Here is a 14,438-nt window from a genome sequence, read left to right on the forward strand (position 1 = left end):
GGTTGGGTCGAGCAGCGACGGAGCCCAACGAGAGCGGGGCGGCGCAACGCCGACGTGTGGCCGCACATCGCCCGTTGGGCATCGCTGCGCTCAGCCCAACCTACACGGCCGCCTTGAAGTGGCGGGCATAGCGCGGGCACAGCTCGTCGCGCTTGAGCAGGATGAACACGTCGGCGACCTGGAAGTCGCGGTCCCAGCAGGGTTCGCCGCAGATCTTCGCGCCCAGGCGCATGTAGGCCTTGAGCAGCGGCGGCATCTCGGCGATGACGTTGCCCGGTACGTCCAGTTGCGGCAGCGGGTGCCTGGGTTCGGCGCGCAGGTGTTCGGTGCACAGGTAGCGTTCGCGCAGGCGTTGCATGATGGCCTGGGCCTGGATGCCGCCGTCCTGCATGGAGATGCTGGCGCAACCCATCAGGTAGCGGTAGCCGCCCTCGTTGAGCACCTCGGCCAGTTCGCCCCAGAGCACGGCGATGGTGGCGCCGTTGCGGTAGGCGCCATCGACGCAGGTGCGGCCGATCTCCAGCACCGGGCCCTGCAGCCCGGCCAGGCCGTGCAGGCTGAATTCCTCTTCGCTGTAGTAGCGGCCGAGGCCGGCGGCGGCCTGGTGGTCGAGCAGGCGGGTGGTGGCCACCAGCTCGCCGCTGTTCATATCACGCACACCGATATGCCGGCAGTGAATGTCGTAGTCGTCCATGTCCAGGCCCAGTTCGGCGCCGTTGAGCTTGGCGTCGAATTCGGCGCTGAACACCCGGTAGCGCAGGGCCTGGGCCTCGCGCAGGGCGGCGGGACCCACCAGGCGTTCGGCCTGCAGGCGGCGGGCGGTGTTGGGTGCAGTCTGGGTCATGCCTGAGCCTCCTTAACGCCGGCTTTCGGGACTTGCAGCCGGTCGATCTTGTTGGGCAAAGTCAGGCTAGGTAGCCGCGGTGTCACCACCGTGAAGCTTTTTTGATGCTTGTGTGACGGCCGCCGGCCGTTGCCTGGAGGGAATACGCGATGCCCTGGTCAACCCTGCTGCAACCCGCTGCCCGCCTGAGCGCCGAACAGGGCCTGGAGGACTGGTACGGCCGGCTGCTGCAACGCCTGGGCGGGGCGCCGCAGCCGTTCGAGCTGGCCCTCGGCGGGCGCCTGGCGGCGACGCCGGGGCTGGCCTTTCTCGCCGGCTACCAGGCGGCGCTGCGCGTGCTGTGGCCGGCGGCGCCCTGGTCGGCCGGCGCGCTGTGCGTCACCGAAGGGCGTAGCACGCGGCCGGCGGATATGCACACCCGTATCGACGGCCTGCATATCGACGGGCGCAAGGACTTCGTCACCGCCGCCGAGTGCGCCGACTGGCTGCTGGTGGCGGCGCGCGAGGACGGCCCGGGCGAGGCGCCGCGCCTGGTGCTCGGCGTGGTGCGCCAGGGCGCGCCCGGGGTGCGCATCGAGGCGCTGCCGGCACTGCCGCTGATGCCGGATATCGGCCACGCCCGCCTGCATCTGCAGCAGGCGCAGTGCGAGCGTCTGGCCGGCGACGGCTGGGCCGACTACGTGAAACCCTTTCGCAGCATCGAGGACGTCCACGTGCTCGCCGCGCTGTGCGCCTGGCTGCATGGCGTCGGCCAGGAATGCGCCTGGCCCGAGGCCCTGCAGTTGCGCCTGCTGGCGCAGCTGGCCGGCTGCGCCGAGGTGGCCCGGCGGTGCCCGAGCGCGGCGCCCACGCACCTGCTGCTGGCCGGCCTGTTCGCCCAGCAGCGAGCGCTGGCGGCCGAGCTGGACGCCGCCTTCGCCGCCGGCCCGGCGCCCTGGGCGGCGTTGTGGCAGCGCGACCAGGGCCTGCTGCAGATCGCCGAAGGCGCGCGGGCCAAGCGCCTGGAGAAGGCGCGGCAGATTGTCGCTCGGGCTTGATCCATATCAGTACGCCGCACAGGGCGCGGTCCTAAGGTTGCCTCGCGTTTCGTCTACGAGGTTTCCATGCGCCGCGAGCCCATCGTGCTGTTCGATAACGGCAGCCACCAATGCCTGATGTTCGATGACCTGGTCAGCGGCGAGGGCGTGCAGTCCAACCAGTTCCTGATCACCGACCATGAGCAGTACCTGCTGCTCGATCCGGGCGGCGACCTGACCTACACACCGCTGTCGCTGGAACTGTCCAAGCACATCCCGGTGCAGGACCTGACCTACATCTTCGCCTCGCACCAGGACCCGGACATCATCGCCTCGCTGGACAAGTGGCTGCTGCACACCCGGGCGCGGGTGATCTGCTCCAAGCTGTGGGCGCGCTTTCTGCCGCACCTGACCGCCAACTACCTGGCGCTGAGCCGCGGCATCAACACCTTCGATCGCATCATCGCGCTGCCCGACCGCGGCCAGAGCATCGCGCTGGGCCAGTGCACGCTGAAGGCGGTGCCGGCGCATTTCCTCCATTCGGTGGGCAACTTCCAGCTGTACGACCCGGTGAGCAAGATCCTCTTCTCCGGCGACATGGGCGCCTCGCTGGTGGACGACGCCAACCCGGTGCGCGACTTCGTCAATCACCTACCCAACATGGAGGGCTTCCACCGCCGCTACATGGCCGGCAACAAGGCCTGCCGGCTGTGGGCGGCGATGGTCCGCGAGATGGACGTGGCGATGATAGTGCCGCAGCACGGCCGGCCCTTCGTCGGTGCGGAGATGATCAGCGCCTTCCTCTACTGGATCGAAAACCTCGAATGCGGCCTCGACCTGATGGGGCCGGAGGACTATCGCCTGCCGAGCTGAGGCGCGCTCGGTGGCTTGGCTGCGATGGGGCGGGTGGAGCGCGGCGCGCCCCTGTTGGGCTGCGCTCGGCGCCAACCCACCTTTGCCCGCCTGCATGGGCGGTGCGGCGCTTCAAGCGGTCACCGGCTCCGTGCTAGGGTGCGCCTCGATTTCCTAGCGAGGCCGCCCATGAGCCCCTTTTCCCTTCGCCGTATGAGCCTGCTGCTCGGCCTCAGCCTGTTGGCCGGCATCGCCCGGGCCGAGTCCTGGCCGCAGCCGGACTGGCAAACCGTCCCCCACAGCGACAGCCCGGCGCTGGCCGCGCTGGAGGCCTACGCCTTCCCGCCACGCGACGACGCCACGCGCCTGGGCGTGCGCAGCGATGCGCTGCTGGTGGTACGCGACGGCCGGATCGTCTACGAACGCTACGCCGCGCCGACCCGCGCCGACACCGCGCACCTGACTTGGTCGATGGCCAAGAGCCTGCTCGCCACCACCCTCGGCGTGGCCTACGGCGAGGGCCGCTTCAAGCTGGACGCGCCGGTGGCCAAGTACTACCCGGCGATGGCCGAGCACCCGCAGGTCAAGGTCGGTCACCTGCTCAACTGGGCCTCGGGCCTGGCCTGGCAGGAGGACTACGAATACGCGCCGCTGAAGTCCTCGGTGATCGCCATGCTCTACACCCGCGGTCGCGACGATATGGCCGGCTTCGCCGCGGCGCATGCCGCCGACGCCGCGCCGGGGGTGCGCTTTCGCTACTCCAGCGGCGACAGCAACCTGCTGGCCGCCGCGCTCAAGGGCATGGTCGGCGCCGAGGCCTACCCCGACTACCCCTGGACCGCGCTGTTCGAGCCGCTGGGCATCGCCAGCGCGACCTGGGAGCGTGACGGCGCCGGCACCTTCGTCGCCTCGTCCTACGCCTACATGAGCGCCCGCGACCTGGCCCGCGTCGGCCTGCTGCTGCAGCGCGGCGGCCGCTGGGGCGAGCGCCAGCTGCTGCCGCCGGCTTGGGTCGAGTTCGTCGCCACGCCGTTCGCCGGCTACCAGCCGCAGACGGCCAAGCCCGGCGACGCGGTACCCGGCGCCCACTGGTGGCTCAACGCCGAACTGCCCGGCGCCGCCCGGCCCTGGCCGGATGCGCCGGCCGGTACCCTGGCCGCCCTCGGCCACTGGGGCCAGGGCCTGTACGTGCTGCCCGAGGAGAAACTGGTGGTGGTGCGCTACGCCGACGACCGCGACGGCAGCTACAGTCATAACGAACTGCTCAAGCGCGTGCGTGCGGCCTTCGCCGAGGAGGTGCAGCCATGATCCGTCGTCGTCCCTGGCTTACCCTGCTGCTGTTGCTGGTCATCGTGCTGATCGCCCTGGCCTGGCCCAATCGCGCGCACCTGGCGGCGTTCCCCGACATCATCGGCGCCTACACCGCCAAGGAGTACTGCTCCTGCCGTTACGTCAGCGGCAATCCGGCGGCCTATTGCGAAGGTTACGTCGCCCAGTACGTGCCTATAGGCAGTCTGCTCGACGATACGGCCGGCAAGCGGGTGACCGCCAGCGGCCTGGGCCGCACCCACAGTGCCGTCTGGCTGGGCGCGCGCCAGGGCTGCCAACTGTTGCCGAACGACTAGCCAGCAACCCTCTCCCCGCAATGGGAGAGGGGGAGCCTAGCCCCACGATCTTGAGCCAATGGCACCGGAGCAGGGCGCCGGGCTTTGCAAGCCCGGCCGCGGCGACTATCGTTGCGCCTGGTCATGCCGTTTGCCGAGTCCCCATGCGTCGTTCGCTGTTTGCCCTGTTGCTGGCTGCCGCCTTGCCCGTCCAGGCCGATTGGTACCTGGACAACGAGTCCTCGCGGCTGTCCTTTATCTCCACCCATTCCGGCAACCTGTCGGAGGTGCACCGCTTCCTCACCCTGCACGGCCAGATCGCCGCCGACGGCCGCGCCCGCCTGCGTATCGAGCTGGACTCGCTGAGCACCGGCATCCCGCTGCGCGACGAGCGCCTGCGCGCCATGCTGTTCGACACCGAGCGCCTGCCCGAGGCGCGGGTCGCCGCGCAGGTGAACCTGGCGCAGCTCACCGACCTGGCGCCGGGTGCGCAGCTGGAACTGCGCCTGCCGCTGACCCTGACCCTCAACGAGCGCGCGCGCCAGCTGGAGGCCGAGCTGCTGGTCACCCGCCTGGACGACCGCCGCTTCCAGGTGGTCAGCCTGGCGCCGCTGGTGCTGCACGCCGAGGACTTCGGCCTGGCCAGCGGCATCGAGGCGCTGCGCAAGGTGGCCGACCTGTCCGCCATCAGCCTGTCGGTGCCGGTGGGTGCGGTGCTGATCTTCACCGCTCGCTGATGCGCGGCGCGATCTTCCCCTGGCGCGGCGGCAACCGCTTCGCCCTGCTGCTCGACGGCCCGCAGTTCTTCCCGCGCATGCTCGCCGCCATCGACGCCGCCGAGCGCCAGGTCGAGCTGGAGCTGTACCTGGTCGAGGACGGCCAGTGCAGCGAGCGCCTGGTCGCCGCGCTGTGTCGGGCGGCGGCGCGCGGCGTGGCGGTGCGCGGGCTGTTCGACGCCTTCGGCTCCGCCGGCCTGGGCCAGGCGCTGCGCCAGCGCCTGCAGGCGGCCGGAGTGCAGCTGCGCTGGTACAACCCGCTGCGCTGGCGCCGCGGCCTGCGCAACTTCCAGCGCGACCACCGCAAGCTGCTGCTGGTCGACCGGCGCCTGGCCTATGTCGGCGGCACCGGCGCGACCGACCAGTTCTGGCTGCCGGAGCAGGCCGACAGCGCCTGGCACGAGGTCATGGTGGAGATCGAAGGGCCGCTGGTGCACGACTGGCAGCAGCTGTTCGAGTACCAGTGGCAGGCCTGCCTGGCGCGCTTCGCCTGGCGTCCGCCGCGCCTGGCGGGGTTGCGCAAGCTGCCGGGCAATCCGCCGGCGGGGCAGGGCCTGGGCCGGGTGGCCTACGCCGATGCGGCGCAGCACCGCGACATCCTGCAGTCGCTGGTGCGCGCGCTGCGCGTGGCCAAGCATCGGGTATGGCTGGCCACGCCCTATTTCCTGCCGACCTGGAAGGTGCGCCGGGCGTTGCGCCGGGCCGCGGCCAGCGGCGTCGAGGTGCGCCTGCTGCTGACCGGCCGGCACACCGACCACCCGCCGGTGCGTTTCGCCGGCCAGCGCTACTACCCGCGCCTGCTCAAGGCCGGGGTGCGCATCTTCGAGTACCAGCCGCGTTTCCTGCACCTGAAGATGGTGCTGGTGGACGACTGGGTCAGCGTCGGCTCGTGCAACTTCGACCACTGGAACCTGCGCTTCAACCTCGATGCGAACCTCGAGGCGCTCGACCCCGAGCTGACCGCCGCGGTGACGGCCAGCTTCGTCGCCGACTTTGCCGCCAGCGCCGAGATCACCCTCGACGAGTGGCGCGCGCGGCCCTGGTGGGGGCGCCTGCAGCAGCGCCTGTGGGGCTGGCTGGATCGCCTGGCGGTCAACCTGCTCGATCGCTGGCGCTGAACGCCACGCAACACCGGCCCGCCCCCTGGGAAAGTTCCCCGTTGGCCTGATGTTCCGTCATTCAGCAGCCTGAGGGTGGTCGCGCGCCGCCCGCGCCAGGGCGCCATTCATACTTTCGGGCGACAGATGAAATCCCTCCTTGGTGCGCTTATCCGGGCGTCGGTCGCTGCGTAGGGTGCAGGGCAGTCGCACCCCAACCTCAGGAGACCCGCATGACAAGAACAACAGGGCCCGGAATCTTCCAGCCGCACACCTTGGCCTTGGCCATCGCCGTCGGATTCGCCGCCCCCGCGCAGGCCATCACCTTCAATATCGGCGAGATCGAGGGCCAGTTCGACAGCTCGCTGTCGGTCGGCGCCAGCTGGTCGGTACGTGGCGCGGACCCGGATTTCGTCTCCGTCGCCAGTGGCGGCAAGGCCTCCTCGCGCACCTCGGACGACGGCCGGCTGAACTTCAAGAAGGGCGAGACCTTCTCGAAGATCTTCAAGGGCATTCACGACCTCGAGCTGAAGTACGGCGACACCGGTGTGTTCGTCCGCGGCAAGTACTGGTACGACTTCGAGACCAAGGACGAGAGCCGGCTGTTCTACGACATCGAGGATCACAACCGCAAGACCGCCGCGCAAAGTTCAGGTGCGGAAATCCTCGACGCCTTCATCTACCACAACTACAGCCTCGGCGATCTGCCGGGCAGCGTGCGGGTCGGCAAGCAGGTGGTCAGCTGGGGCGAGAGCACCTTTATCGGCAACAGCATCAACTCGATCAACCCCATCGACGTCGCCGCCTTCCGCCGCCCCGGCGCCGAGATCAAGGAAGGTCTGATTCCGGTCAACATGCTTTACGTCTCGCAGAGCCTGAGCGACAACTTCTCGGCCGAGGTGTTCTATCAGCTGGAGTGGGACCAGACCGTGGTCGACAACTGCGGCACCTTCTTCTCCACCTCCGACGTGGTCGCCGACGGCTGCGAGGATCGTCTCGTGGTGTTCGGCCCGGACCTGCCGCCGGGCGAGTCGACCAACTCCTTCGTCGACAACGCCTACATTCCCCGCGCCGGGGACCGCGACGCGCGCGACAGCGGCCAGTACGGCCTGGCCCTGCGCTGGTTCGCCGAACAGCTCAACGACACCGAGTTCGGCCTCTACGCGCTGAATTACCACAGCCGCAACCCGGTGTTCAGCACCATCCGCACCACCACGCCGAACTTCGTCAGCTTCATTCCCGGTGCGCCGAACGCGCGCTACTTCATCGAGTACCCGGAGGACATCCGCCTCTACGGCCTGAGCTTCCAGACCAACGTCGGCGGCACCGCGCTGTCCGGCGAGATCAGCTACCGGCCGAACATGCCGATGCAGATCAACTCCACCGACCTGTCCTTCGCCGCCCTCGGCCTGCCGTTCAACCCGGTGTTCGAGAGCGGTCACGCGCAGAACGTCGCCAGCGCCGATCTCCACGGCTACGAGCGCAAGCCCTTCACCCAGGCACAGCTCACCGCGGTGCAGTTCATCGATCGGGTGCTCGGCGCCAGCCGCCTGACCCTGCTCGGCGAGGTGGGCTGGAACCACATCGGCGGGATCAAGGACGACCCCAGCGAGCTGCGCTTCGGCCGCGACCCGATCTACGGTGCCGGCGAGTTCAGCGCGCCGGGTGTGTGCGCCGCGTTCAACGCCGCCAACCCGGACGAATGCCAGGGCGACGGCTTCCACACCGACACCTCCTGGGGCTACCGCCTGCGCGCCAGCGCCGACTACAGCAACGTCTTCGCCGGGGTCAACCTGACGCCAAGCGTGGCCTGGTCGCATGACGTCGACGGCTACGGGCCCAATTTCAACGAGGGCAGCAAGGCCATCAGCATCGCCCTGAACGCCGACTACCAGAACACCTACAACGCCAGCCTCAGCTACACCGATTTCTTCGGCGGTGAGTACAACACCATCACCGATCGCGACTTCGTGGCCCTGAGCTTCGGTGTGAACTTCTGATCAACCACGCGCAAAGGATCCGTACCCGATGAAAACTACAAGAATCCTGCAAAGCGGAGCGCTGGCCCTGACCCTGCTGGCGACCGGTGTGATGGCCGCCGTCTCCGAACAGGAGGCTGCGCAACTGGGCACCAGCCTGACCCCGCTCGGCGCGGAGATGGCCGGCAACGCCGACGGCAGCATCCCCGCCTGGACCGGCGGCCTGCCGAGCAACGCCGGCGCGGTCGACGGCAAGGGCTTCCTCGCCGACCCGTTCGCCGCCGAGCAACCGCTGTTCACCATCACCGCGGCCAATGCCGAGCAGTACCGCGACAAGCTGTCCGCCGGCCAGCTGGCGATGCTCAAGCGCTACGCCGACAGCTACAAGATCCCGGTCTACCCGACTCATCGCAGCGCCGCGGTGCCCGACGAGATCTACGCCGCAGCCAAGCGCAGCGCCCTCCATACCACGGCGGTGGACGGCGGCAACGGCCTGCAGAACTTCGCCGACAGCCGCTACTACGCCTTCCCGATCCCCAAGAATGGCATCGAGGTGGTGTGGAACCACATCACCCGCTACCGCGGCGGCAACGTGCGGCGCTGGATCACCCAGGCCACTCCGCAGACCGGCGGTTCCTACAGCCTGGTGCGGTTCGAGGACGAGGTGGCGTTTCCCGCCGACATGCCCGACATCGATGCGGACAAGGCGAGCAACGTCCTGCTCTACTTCAAGCAGCGGGTGACCGCGCCGGCGCGCCTGGCGGGCAACGTGCTGCTGGTCCACGAGACCATCGACCAGGTCAAGGAGCCGCGCCTGGCCTGGCTCTACAACGCCGGTCAGCGCCGCGTGCGCCGCGCCCCGCAGGTCGCCTACGACGGCCCGGGTACTGCCGCCGACGGGATGCGCACCGCCGACAACTTCGACCTGTTCTCCGGCGCCCCGGATCGCTACGACTGGAAGCTGGTGGGCAAGAAGGAGATGTACATCCCCTACAACAGCTACAAGCTCGATTCGCCCACGCTGAAGTACGACGACGTGCTCAAGGCCGGGCATATCAACCAGGACCTGACCCGCTACGAGCTGCACCGGGTCTGGGAAGTGGAGGCCACGCTGAAGTCCGGCGAGCGCCACATCTACGCCAAGCGCCACATGTACTTCGACGAGGACAGCTGGCAGCTGGCGCTGGTCGACCACTACGACGGTCGCGGCCAGCTGTGGCGGGTAGCCGAGGGGCATGCGCAGAGCTACTACAACCACAAGGTGCCGGGCTACACCCTGGAAGCCCTGTACGACCTGATCGCCGGTCGCTATCTGGCGCTGGGTATGAAGAACGAGGAGAAGTCCGCCTACGCCTTCGGCTTCAAGGCCACCGGCGCCGACTACACGCCCGCCGCGCTGCGTACCGCCGGGGTGCGTTGAGTCCGGGTCAAGCGTCTCTCCATGTTCGGGCGGCCTGCGGGCCGCCTTTTTTATTGGCCCTCATCAGGGCCGGTGATACAGCTGTCGGCCGCGGGGATTGCGCACTAGCCTGCAATCAGCCGGTCCCCGCATAAGAACAATTCAGAGCCGCTATGACCGCTTACGCTCCCTCCACGCCCCTGGTCGTGCCGTCCTGCGGCAAGGGCGTGCCGCTGCGCCAGCCGCCGGGGCACATTCGCCGCGAGCTGTTGATCCAGCGCCTGCTCGAGCAGGATTGCCGCCTGCGTCTGCTGATCGCGCCGGCCGGCTTCGGCAAGTCGGTGCTGCTCGCCGATTGCGCCCGTGCCTGTCCCGCCGGGCGCCTGCCGGTGTGGCTCGGTTGCGCCGGCCAGGCCTGGTCGGCGGGCGAATTCTGCCGACAGCTGGCCGTGGCCCTCGGCTACCCGCCCGATTTCACCGAGGCCCAGCTGCTGGCGGCGCTGGCGCAAGAGCCACGCGCGCTGTGGATCATGCTCGACGATTACCCGCGCGAGCCCGACGCCGAACTCGATGCCTGTTTCGACCGCCTGCTCGCGGCCGCCGCGCCGGGGCTGAACTGGTGGCTCGGCAGCCGCCGACGCCCGGCCTGCAACCTGCCCCGGCTGCTGCTCGAGGGCGAGCTGTTCGAGCTGGGTAGCGCCGACCTGGCGTTCAGCCTGGCCGAGGTCGATGCCTGGCTGGCGCAGTTCGATGGCCGCCGCGTGGCCGGCGCAGAAGCGCTGCGGGCGCAGACCTGGGGATGGCCGGCGGCCTTGCGCTTGCTCGCCGTCCAGGGCGAGCGCGAGGGGGCTGCCGCGCCCGGCTGCGCACTGCTGCGCGACTACGTCGAGCACGAGGTGCTGCGCGGCCTGCCGGACGAACTGCTGCAGGCGCTGCTGCAACTGGCGCAGCTGCCGCGCTTCTGCACCGAGCTGTGCGAGCACCTGCTGGGGGTGGGCGAGGGCGCCGCCTGGTTGCAGGCATTGCGCGCCCGCGGCCTGTTCATCGAGGCGCTGGAGGGCGCCGCCGACTGGTTCGTGCTGTTCCCGCCGCTGGCCCAGGTGCTGCAGCGACGCATCGGCGGCGGCAGCCAGAGCCTGCACCTGCACGCCAGCCAGTGGTTCGCCGCCCGCGGCGAGGTGCGACCGGCGGTGGAGCACGCGCTGCTCGGCGGACAGCCGGAGGTGGCGGCGAGCTTTCTCGAGCGCTTCACCGAGGAACAGTTGCTGCAGGGGCAGGAGCTGGCGCTGATCCTGCGCTGGCGCGGCGAACTGCCGGAGGACCTGCTGGCCAGTACGCCGCGGCTGATCCTGCTCAATGCCTGGGCGTTGTTGCTGGTGGGACGCCTGGACGAGGCGCAGAACTGCGCCGACCAGCTGGCGCGCTTTCAGCCGCGTGCCGATGGCGAGCGGCTGCGTGAGCTGTTCGCCCAGTGGCAGGCCATACGCGGTATCGTCGCCTATGGCCGCGGCTGCGCCGAGGAGGCCCGCGCTCATGTCCTCGAGGCGCTGGCCATGCTGCCGGAGGGGGCCTGGGCGCAGGCGTTGCTGTGCCGTTCGGTGTTGACCCAGATGGCCATCGGCGAGGGGCGCCTGGAGGATGCCCAGCTGCTGGGCTACGAGGCGCTGAAGCAGGCGCGGCGCTGCGGCAGCCTGGTGTTCGAGGCGCTGCTGGAACTCGATCATGCGTTGTTACTGGAGGCCCGCGGCGAGTTCGGCCGCGCCCAGGCGCTGCTGCGGCGGGTGCTCGAGCAGCCGGACGGTGGGGTGTTGCGCAACACCCCGGTGTGCGGGCGGATTGTTCTGCGCCTGGGGCGTCTGGCCTTGCGCCTGGGCCGTGCGGAGGAGGCCCGCGAACAATTTCACGCCGGCCTCGCGGTTGCCCTGGAACATGGCGATCCCGGCGCCTTCCATGGCTACCTCGGCTTGGCCGAGCTGGCGGCGCGCCAGCGCGACCTGGCGGCGGCCTTCGCCCGCCTGGCCGAGGCCGAGCGCCTGATGCAGCGCCAGGGGGTGGCGGATTCGCTCTATCGGGGCGTGCTGTTGCTCGTCAGCAGCCGCCTGTGGTCGTGGCAGGGCCATCACGAGCGCGCCCGCGAGGCGCTCACCCGGGTACTCGAACACTGGCGCAGGCATCAGGTCATGCTACCGCCGCCCAACTTTCCCGACCTGTTGCCGCGCCTGCATCACCTCTTGCTGCTGCTCGATCGGGACCAGGGCCGCGACATTGGCGAGGCGCTGCAGGGGCTGCTCGAGCGGGCGCTGGCCGAGGGGCGTCAGGCCCTGGCCTGCGAGTTCTGGCTGAGCTATGCCGAGGCCTGCACGGATGCCCCGACGGCGACTCGCGCCAGGCAGGCCGGGCAGGCCCTGCGTCAGCGTCTGAACTACCAGGGCCTGTGGTTCGTCGCCGACGAGTTGCCGTTGCCGGCTGCGAATGAGGGCGAGGCGGCCGCCGCGGAGGCCCCCTTGAGCGGCCGCGAGCTGGCGGTGCTGCAGCTGATCGCCCAGGGCTGTTCCAACCAGGAGATCGCCGACCGCCTGTTCATCTCCCTGCACACGGTCAAGACCCATGCACGGCGGATCAACGTCAAGCTCGGCGTGCAGCGCCGCACCCAGGCGGTGGCGATGGCCAAGGCCTGGGGCTTGATGGGCGATTGAGAGGGCCCGCTCGCGTCGGCGAGCGGGCAGGGCGGTCAGCCGAGGAAGTAGAAGGCGCCGCAGATCACCACGCCCGAATACAGCAGCATGATCAGGCAGTAGCCCATGATGTCGCGCGCGCCGAGGCCGACGATGCCGAGCAGCGGCAGGGCCCAGAACGGCTGGATCATGTTGGTCCAGGCGTCGCCCCAGGCGATCGCCATGGCGGTGACGGTTGGCGACACGCCGAGGGCCTGCGCCGCCGGCAGCATGATCGGCCCCTGCACCGCCCACTGGCCGCCGCCGGACGGCACGAAGACGTTGACCACGCCGGCGCTGAGGAAGGCCAGCAGCGGGAAGGTGTCGGCCGACGACCAGGAGATGAAGGCCTCGGTGATCTGCCGGCCGAGGGAGATGCCGTCGGCGTTGGCGCCCATCATCATGCCCATGATCCCGGCGTAGAAGGGAAACAGCAGGACGATGCCGCCGATGCCGCGCACGCTCTCGTCCACCGCGCGCATGTAGCGCTCCGGGGTGCCGTGCAGCAGCAGACCGCAGAACAGGAAGATGGCGATCACCACGTCGAGGCCGAGGACGAAGCCCTTGCTGGCGAAGTGGTTGAACAGGTAGATCGCCGCCATGGCCACCAACGCCAGGCCGAGGATGCGGCTGTCGTCCAGGCGCTGCGCCGGGGTTTCGCGCTCCGGCAGTTGGGCGTGGGATTCCACCAGCTTGGCGGCATCGGCCACCTTGGCGTCCTGGCGCGGGTGCATGGCACGGTTGAGCAGCGGCAGGCCGATGAACAGCAGGATGACGATGGTCAGGTTCAGCGGGCTGAACAGGGTCTCGCTGATGCTCACCGGCTCGCTCAGCACGCCGGCGGTGATGCGCGCCAGATCCGGGCCGCCGGTGGCCATGGACAGCGGGATGGAGCCGGCCAGGCCGCCGTGCCAGACCAGGAAGCCGGAATAGGCCGAGGCCACCAGCAGCGGGTAGTCCACGCCTTGCACCTGGCGCGCCAGGGCGCGGGCGAACACGGCGCCGATCACCAGGCCGAAGCCCCAGTTGATCCAGCAGCCGAGCAGCGCCACCAGGGTGACCATGATGATGGCCTGGCCCGGCGTGCGCGCCAGGCTGGCCAGGCGGTCGAGCTGGCGGTTGACCACCGGGGCGCTGGCCAGGGCGTGGCCGGTGACGAAGATCAGCGCCATCTGCATGGCGAAACCGAGCAGGGTCCAGAAACCGCTGCTCCAGTGCTGCACCATGGCCGGCAGCGACTGGCCGGTGGAGGAAATGCCGGCGACCAGCACGGCCAGGGTCAACAGCGCGGAGAACACGAAGGGTGAGGGTAGGTAGCGCTGTACCAGACTCACGCTCAGGCGGGTGAGAGTGTTGAACATGGATGACGCCTCTTTTTTATGGTTGTGAAGTGGGGCTGACGGCCAGGCATGCGAGGTTGGCTGAGCCTGGGGTTGGGGTGGAAATGACAAAGCCCGGCACGAGGCCGAGCTGGTTATCGTCGTTGCCTGGTTGGGCTTCGGGGCTGCGCCCCTCGACCCAAGCTACGGCTTTGGCTTAGCGCTCGATGGCCAGCGCCACGCCCTGGCCGCCGCCGATGCACAGGGTGGCCAGGCCCTTCTTCGCGTCGCGGCGGATCATCTCGTGCAGCAGGGTCACCAGCACACGGCAGCCCGAGGCGCCGATGGGATGGCCGAGGGCGATGGCGCCGCCGTTGACGTTGACCTTGGCCGCGTCCCAGCCCAGCTCCTGGCCGACCGCCAGGGCCTGGGCGGCGAAGGCTTCGTTGGCTTCGATCAGGTCCAGCTCGGCGAGGTTCCAGCCGGCCTTGTCCAGGCAGCGGCGGGTGGCCGAGACCGGGGCGATGCCCATGATCGCCGGGTCGACGCCGGCATTGGCGTAGGCCTTGATTCTGGCCAGCACCGGCAGGCCGAGGGTCTGAGCTTTTTCGGCGCTCATCAGCAGCACCGCGGCCGCGCCGTCGTTAAGGCTGGAGGCATTGCCGGCGGTGACGCTGCCGTCCTTCTTGAAGGCCGGCTTGAGCTTGCCCAGGGCTTCGGCGGTGGTGCCGGCACGCGGCTGCTCGTCACGAGCGAAAGCGACGGGGTCGCCCTTGCGCTGCGGGATCAGCACCGGGGCGATCTCGGCATCGAAGCGACCGGTCTCGATGGCCGTGCA

General features: G+C 69.5%; 12 protein-coding genes. 9 read left to right on the plus strand and 3 right to left on the minus strand.

What is annotated here, in order from left to right:
- Positions 1-100 precede the first annotated feature (100 nt).
- Positions 101-844 carry an L-ornithine N(alpha)-acyltransferase gene (olsB, locus tag EA796_RS08790; protein WP_021444159.1) on the minus strand — a complete coding sequence of 248 codons (744 nt, stop codon included), beginning with the start codon at positions 842-844 and terminating at the stop codon, positions 101-103.
- 149 nt (positions 845-993) lie between these two features.
- Between olsB and EA796_RS08795 the strand changes: the two genes are divergently transcribed.
- The 9 genes from EA796_RS08795 to EA796_RS08835 all read left to right on the plus strand — a co-directional run bounded on the left by EA796_RS08795 (position 994) and on the right by EA796_RS08835 (position 12,263).
- Entirely contained in the window at positions 994-1,881 is an 888-nt protein-coding gene (locus tag EA796_RS08795; protein ID WP_122108337.1) for an acyl-CoA dehydrogenase, read from the plus strand.
- 66 nt (positions 1,882-1,947) lie between these two features.
- Entirely contained in the window at positions 1,948-2,733 is a 786-nt protein-coding gene (locus EA796_RS08800) for an MBL fold metallo-hydrolase (RefSeq protein ID WP_021445675.1), read from the plus strand.
- A 168-nt stretch (positions 2,734-2,901) separates the two neighbouring features.
- Entirely contained in the window at positions 2,902-4,020 is a 1,119-nt protein-coding gene (locus tag EA796_RS08805; protein ID WP_122108338.1) for a serine hydrolase, read from the plus strand.
- Positions 4,017-4,337 carry an amidase gene (locus tag EA796_RS08810; protein ID WP_122108339.1) on the plus strand — a complete coding sequence of 107 codons (321 nt, stop codon included), beginning with the start codon at positions 4,017-4,019 and terminating at the stop codon, positions 4,335-4,337. The genes EA796_RS08805 and EA796_RS08810 overlap by 4 nt, the downstream gene beginning before the upstream one ends.
- Positions 4,338-4,480: 143 nt before the next feature.
- Positions 4,481-5,053: a YceI family protein gene (locus tag EA796_RS08815; protein ID WP_122108340.1), complete on the plus strand. Its 573-nt coding sequence runs from the start codon at positions 4,481-4,483 to the stop codon at positions 5,051-5,053.
- Positions 5,053-6,210, plus strand: coding sequence for a phosphatidylserine/phosphatidylglycerophosphate/cardiolipin synthase family protein (locus tag EA796_RS08820; RefSeq protein ID WP_122108341.1), 1,158 nt, complete (start codon positions 5,053-5,055; stop codon positions 6,208-6,210). The genes EA796_RS08815 and EA796_RS08820 overlap by 1 nt, the downstream gene beginning before the upstream one ends.
- A 212-nt stretch (positions 6,211-6,422) precedes the next feature.
- Positions 6,423-8,189 carry a DUF1302 domain-containing protein gene (locus EA796_RS08825; protein WP_031303149.1) on the plus strand — a complete coding sequence of 589 codons (1,767 nt, stop codon included), beginning with the start codon at positions 6,423-6,425 and terminating at the stop codon, positions 8,187-8,189.
- Positions 8,190-8,217: 28 nt separating this feature from the next.
- Entirely contained in the window at positions 8,218-9,588 is a 1,371-nt protein-coding gene (locus tag EA796_RS08830; protein ID WP_122108342.1) for a DUF1329 domain-containing protein, read from the plus strand.
- Between the two features lie 152 nt (positions 9,589-9,740).
- Positions 9,741-12,263, plus strand: a complete 2,523-nt coding sequence (locus EA796_RS08835; protein WP_122108343.1) for a LuxR C-terminal-related transcriptional regulator — start codon at positions 9,741-9,743, stop codon at positions 12,261-12,263.
- Between the two features lie 35 nt (positions 12,264-12,298).
- Here EA796_RS08835 and EA796_RS08840 read toward each other — a convergent pair whose 3' ends face one another.
- Together EA796_RS08840 and EA796_RS08845 are read right to left on the minus strand one after the other, a co-directional pair.
- Positions 12,299-13,642 carry a short-chain fatty acid transporter gene (locus EA796_RS08840; RefSeq protein WP_021443597.1) on the minus strand — a complete coding sequence of 448 codons (1,344 nt, stop codon included), beginning with the start codon at positions 13,640-13,642 and terminating at the stop codon, positions 12,299-12,301.
- 175 nt (positions 13,643-13,817) lie between these two features.
- A partial coding sequence (locus tag EA796_RS08845) for an acetyl-CoA C-acyltransferase (protein WP_122108344.1) occupies positions 13,818-14,438 on the minus strand: 621 nt, incomplete at its 5' end.

The organism is Pseudomonas sp. AOB-7 (assembly GCF_003696305.1).
Lineage (GTDB): Bacteria > Pseudomonadota > Gammaproteobacteria > Pseudomonadales > Pseudomonadaceae > Aquipseudomonas.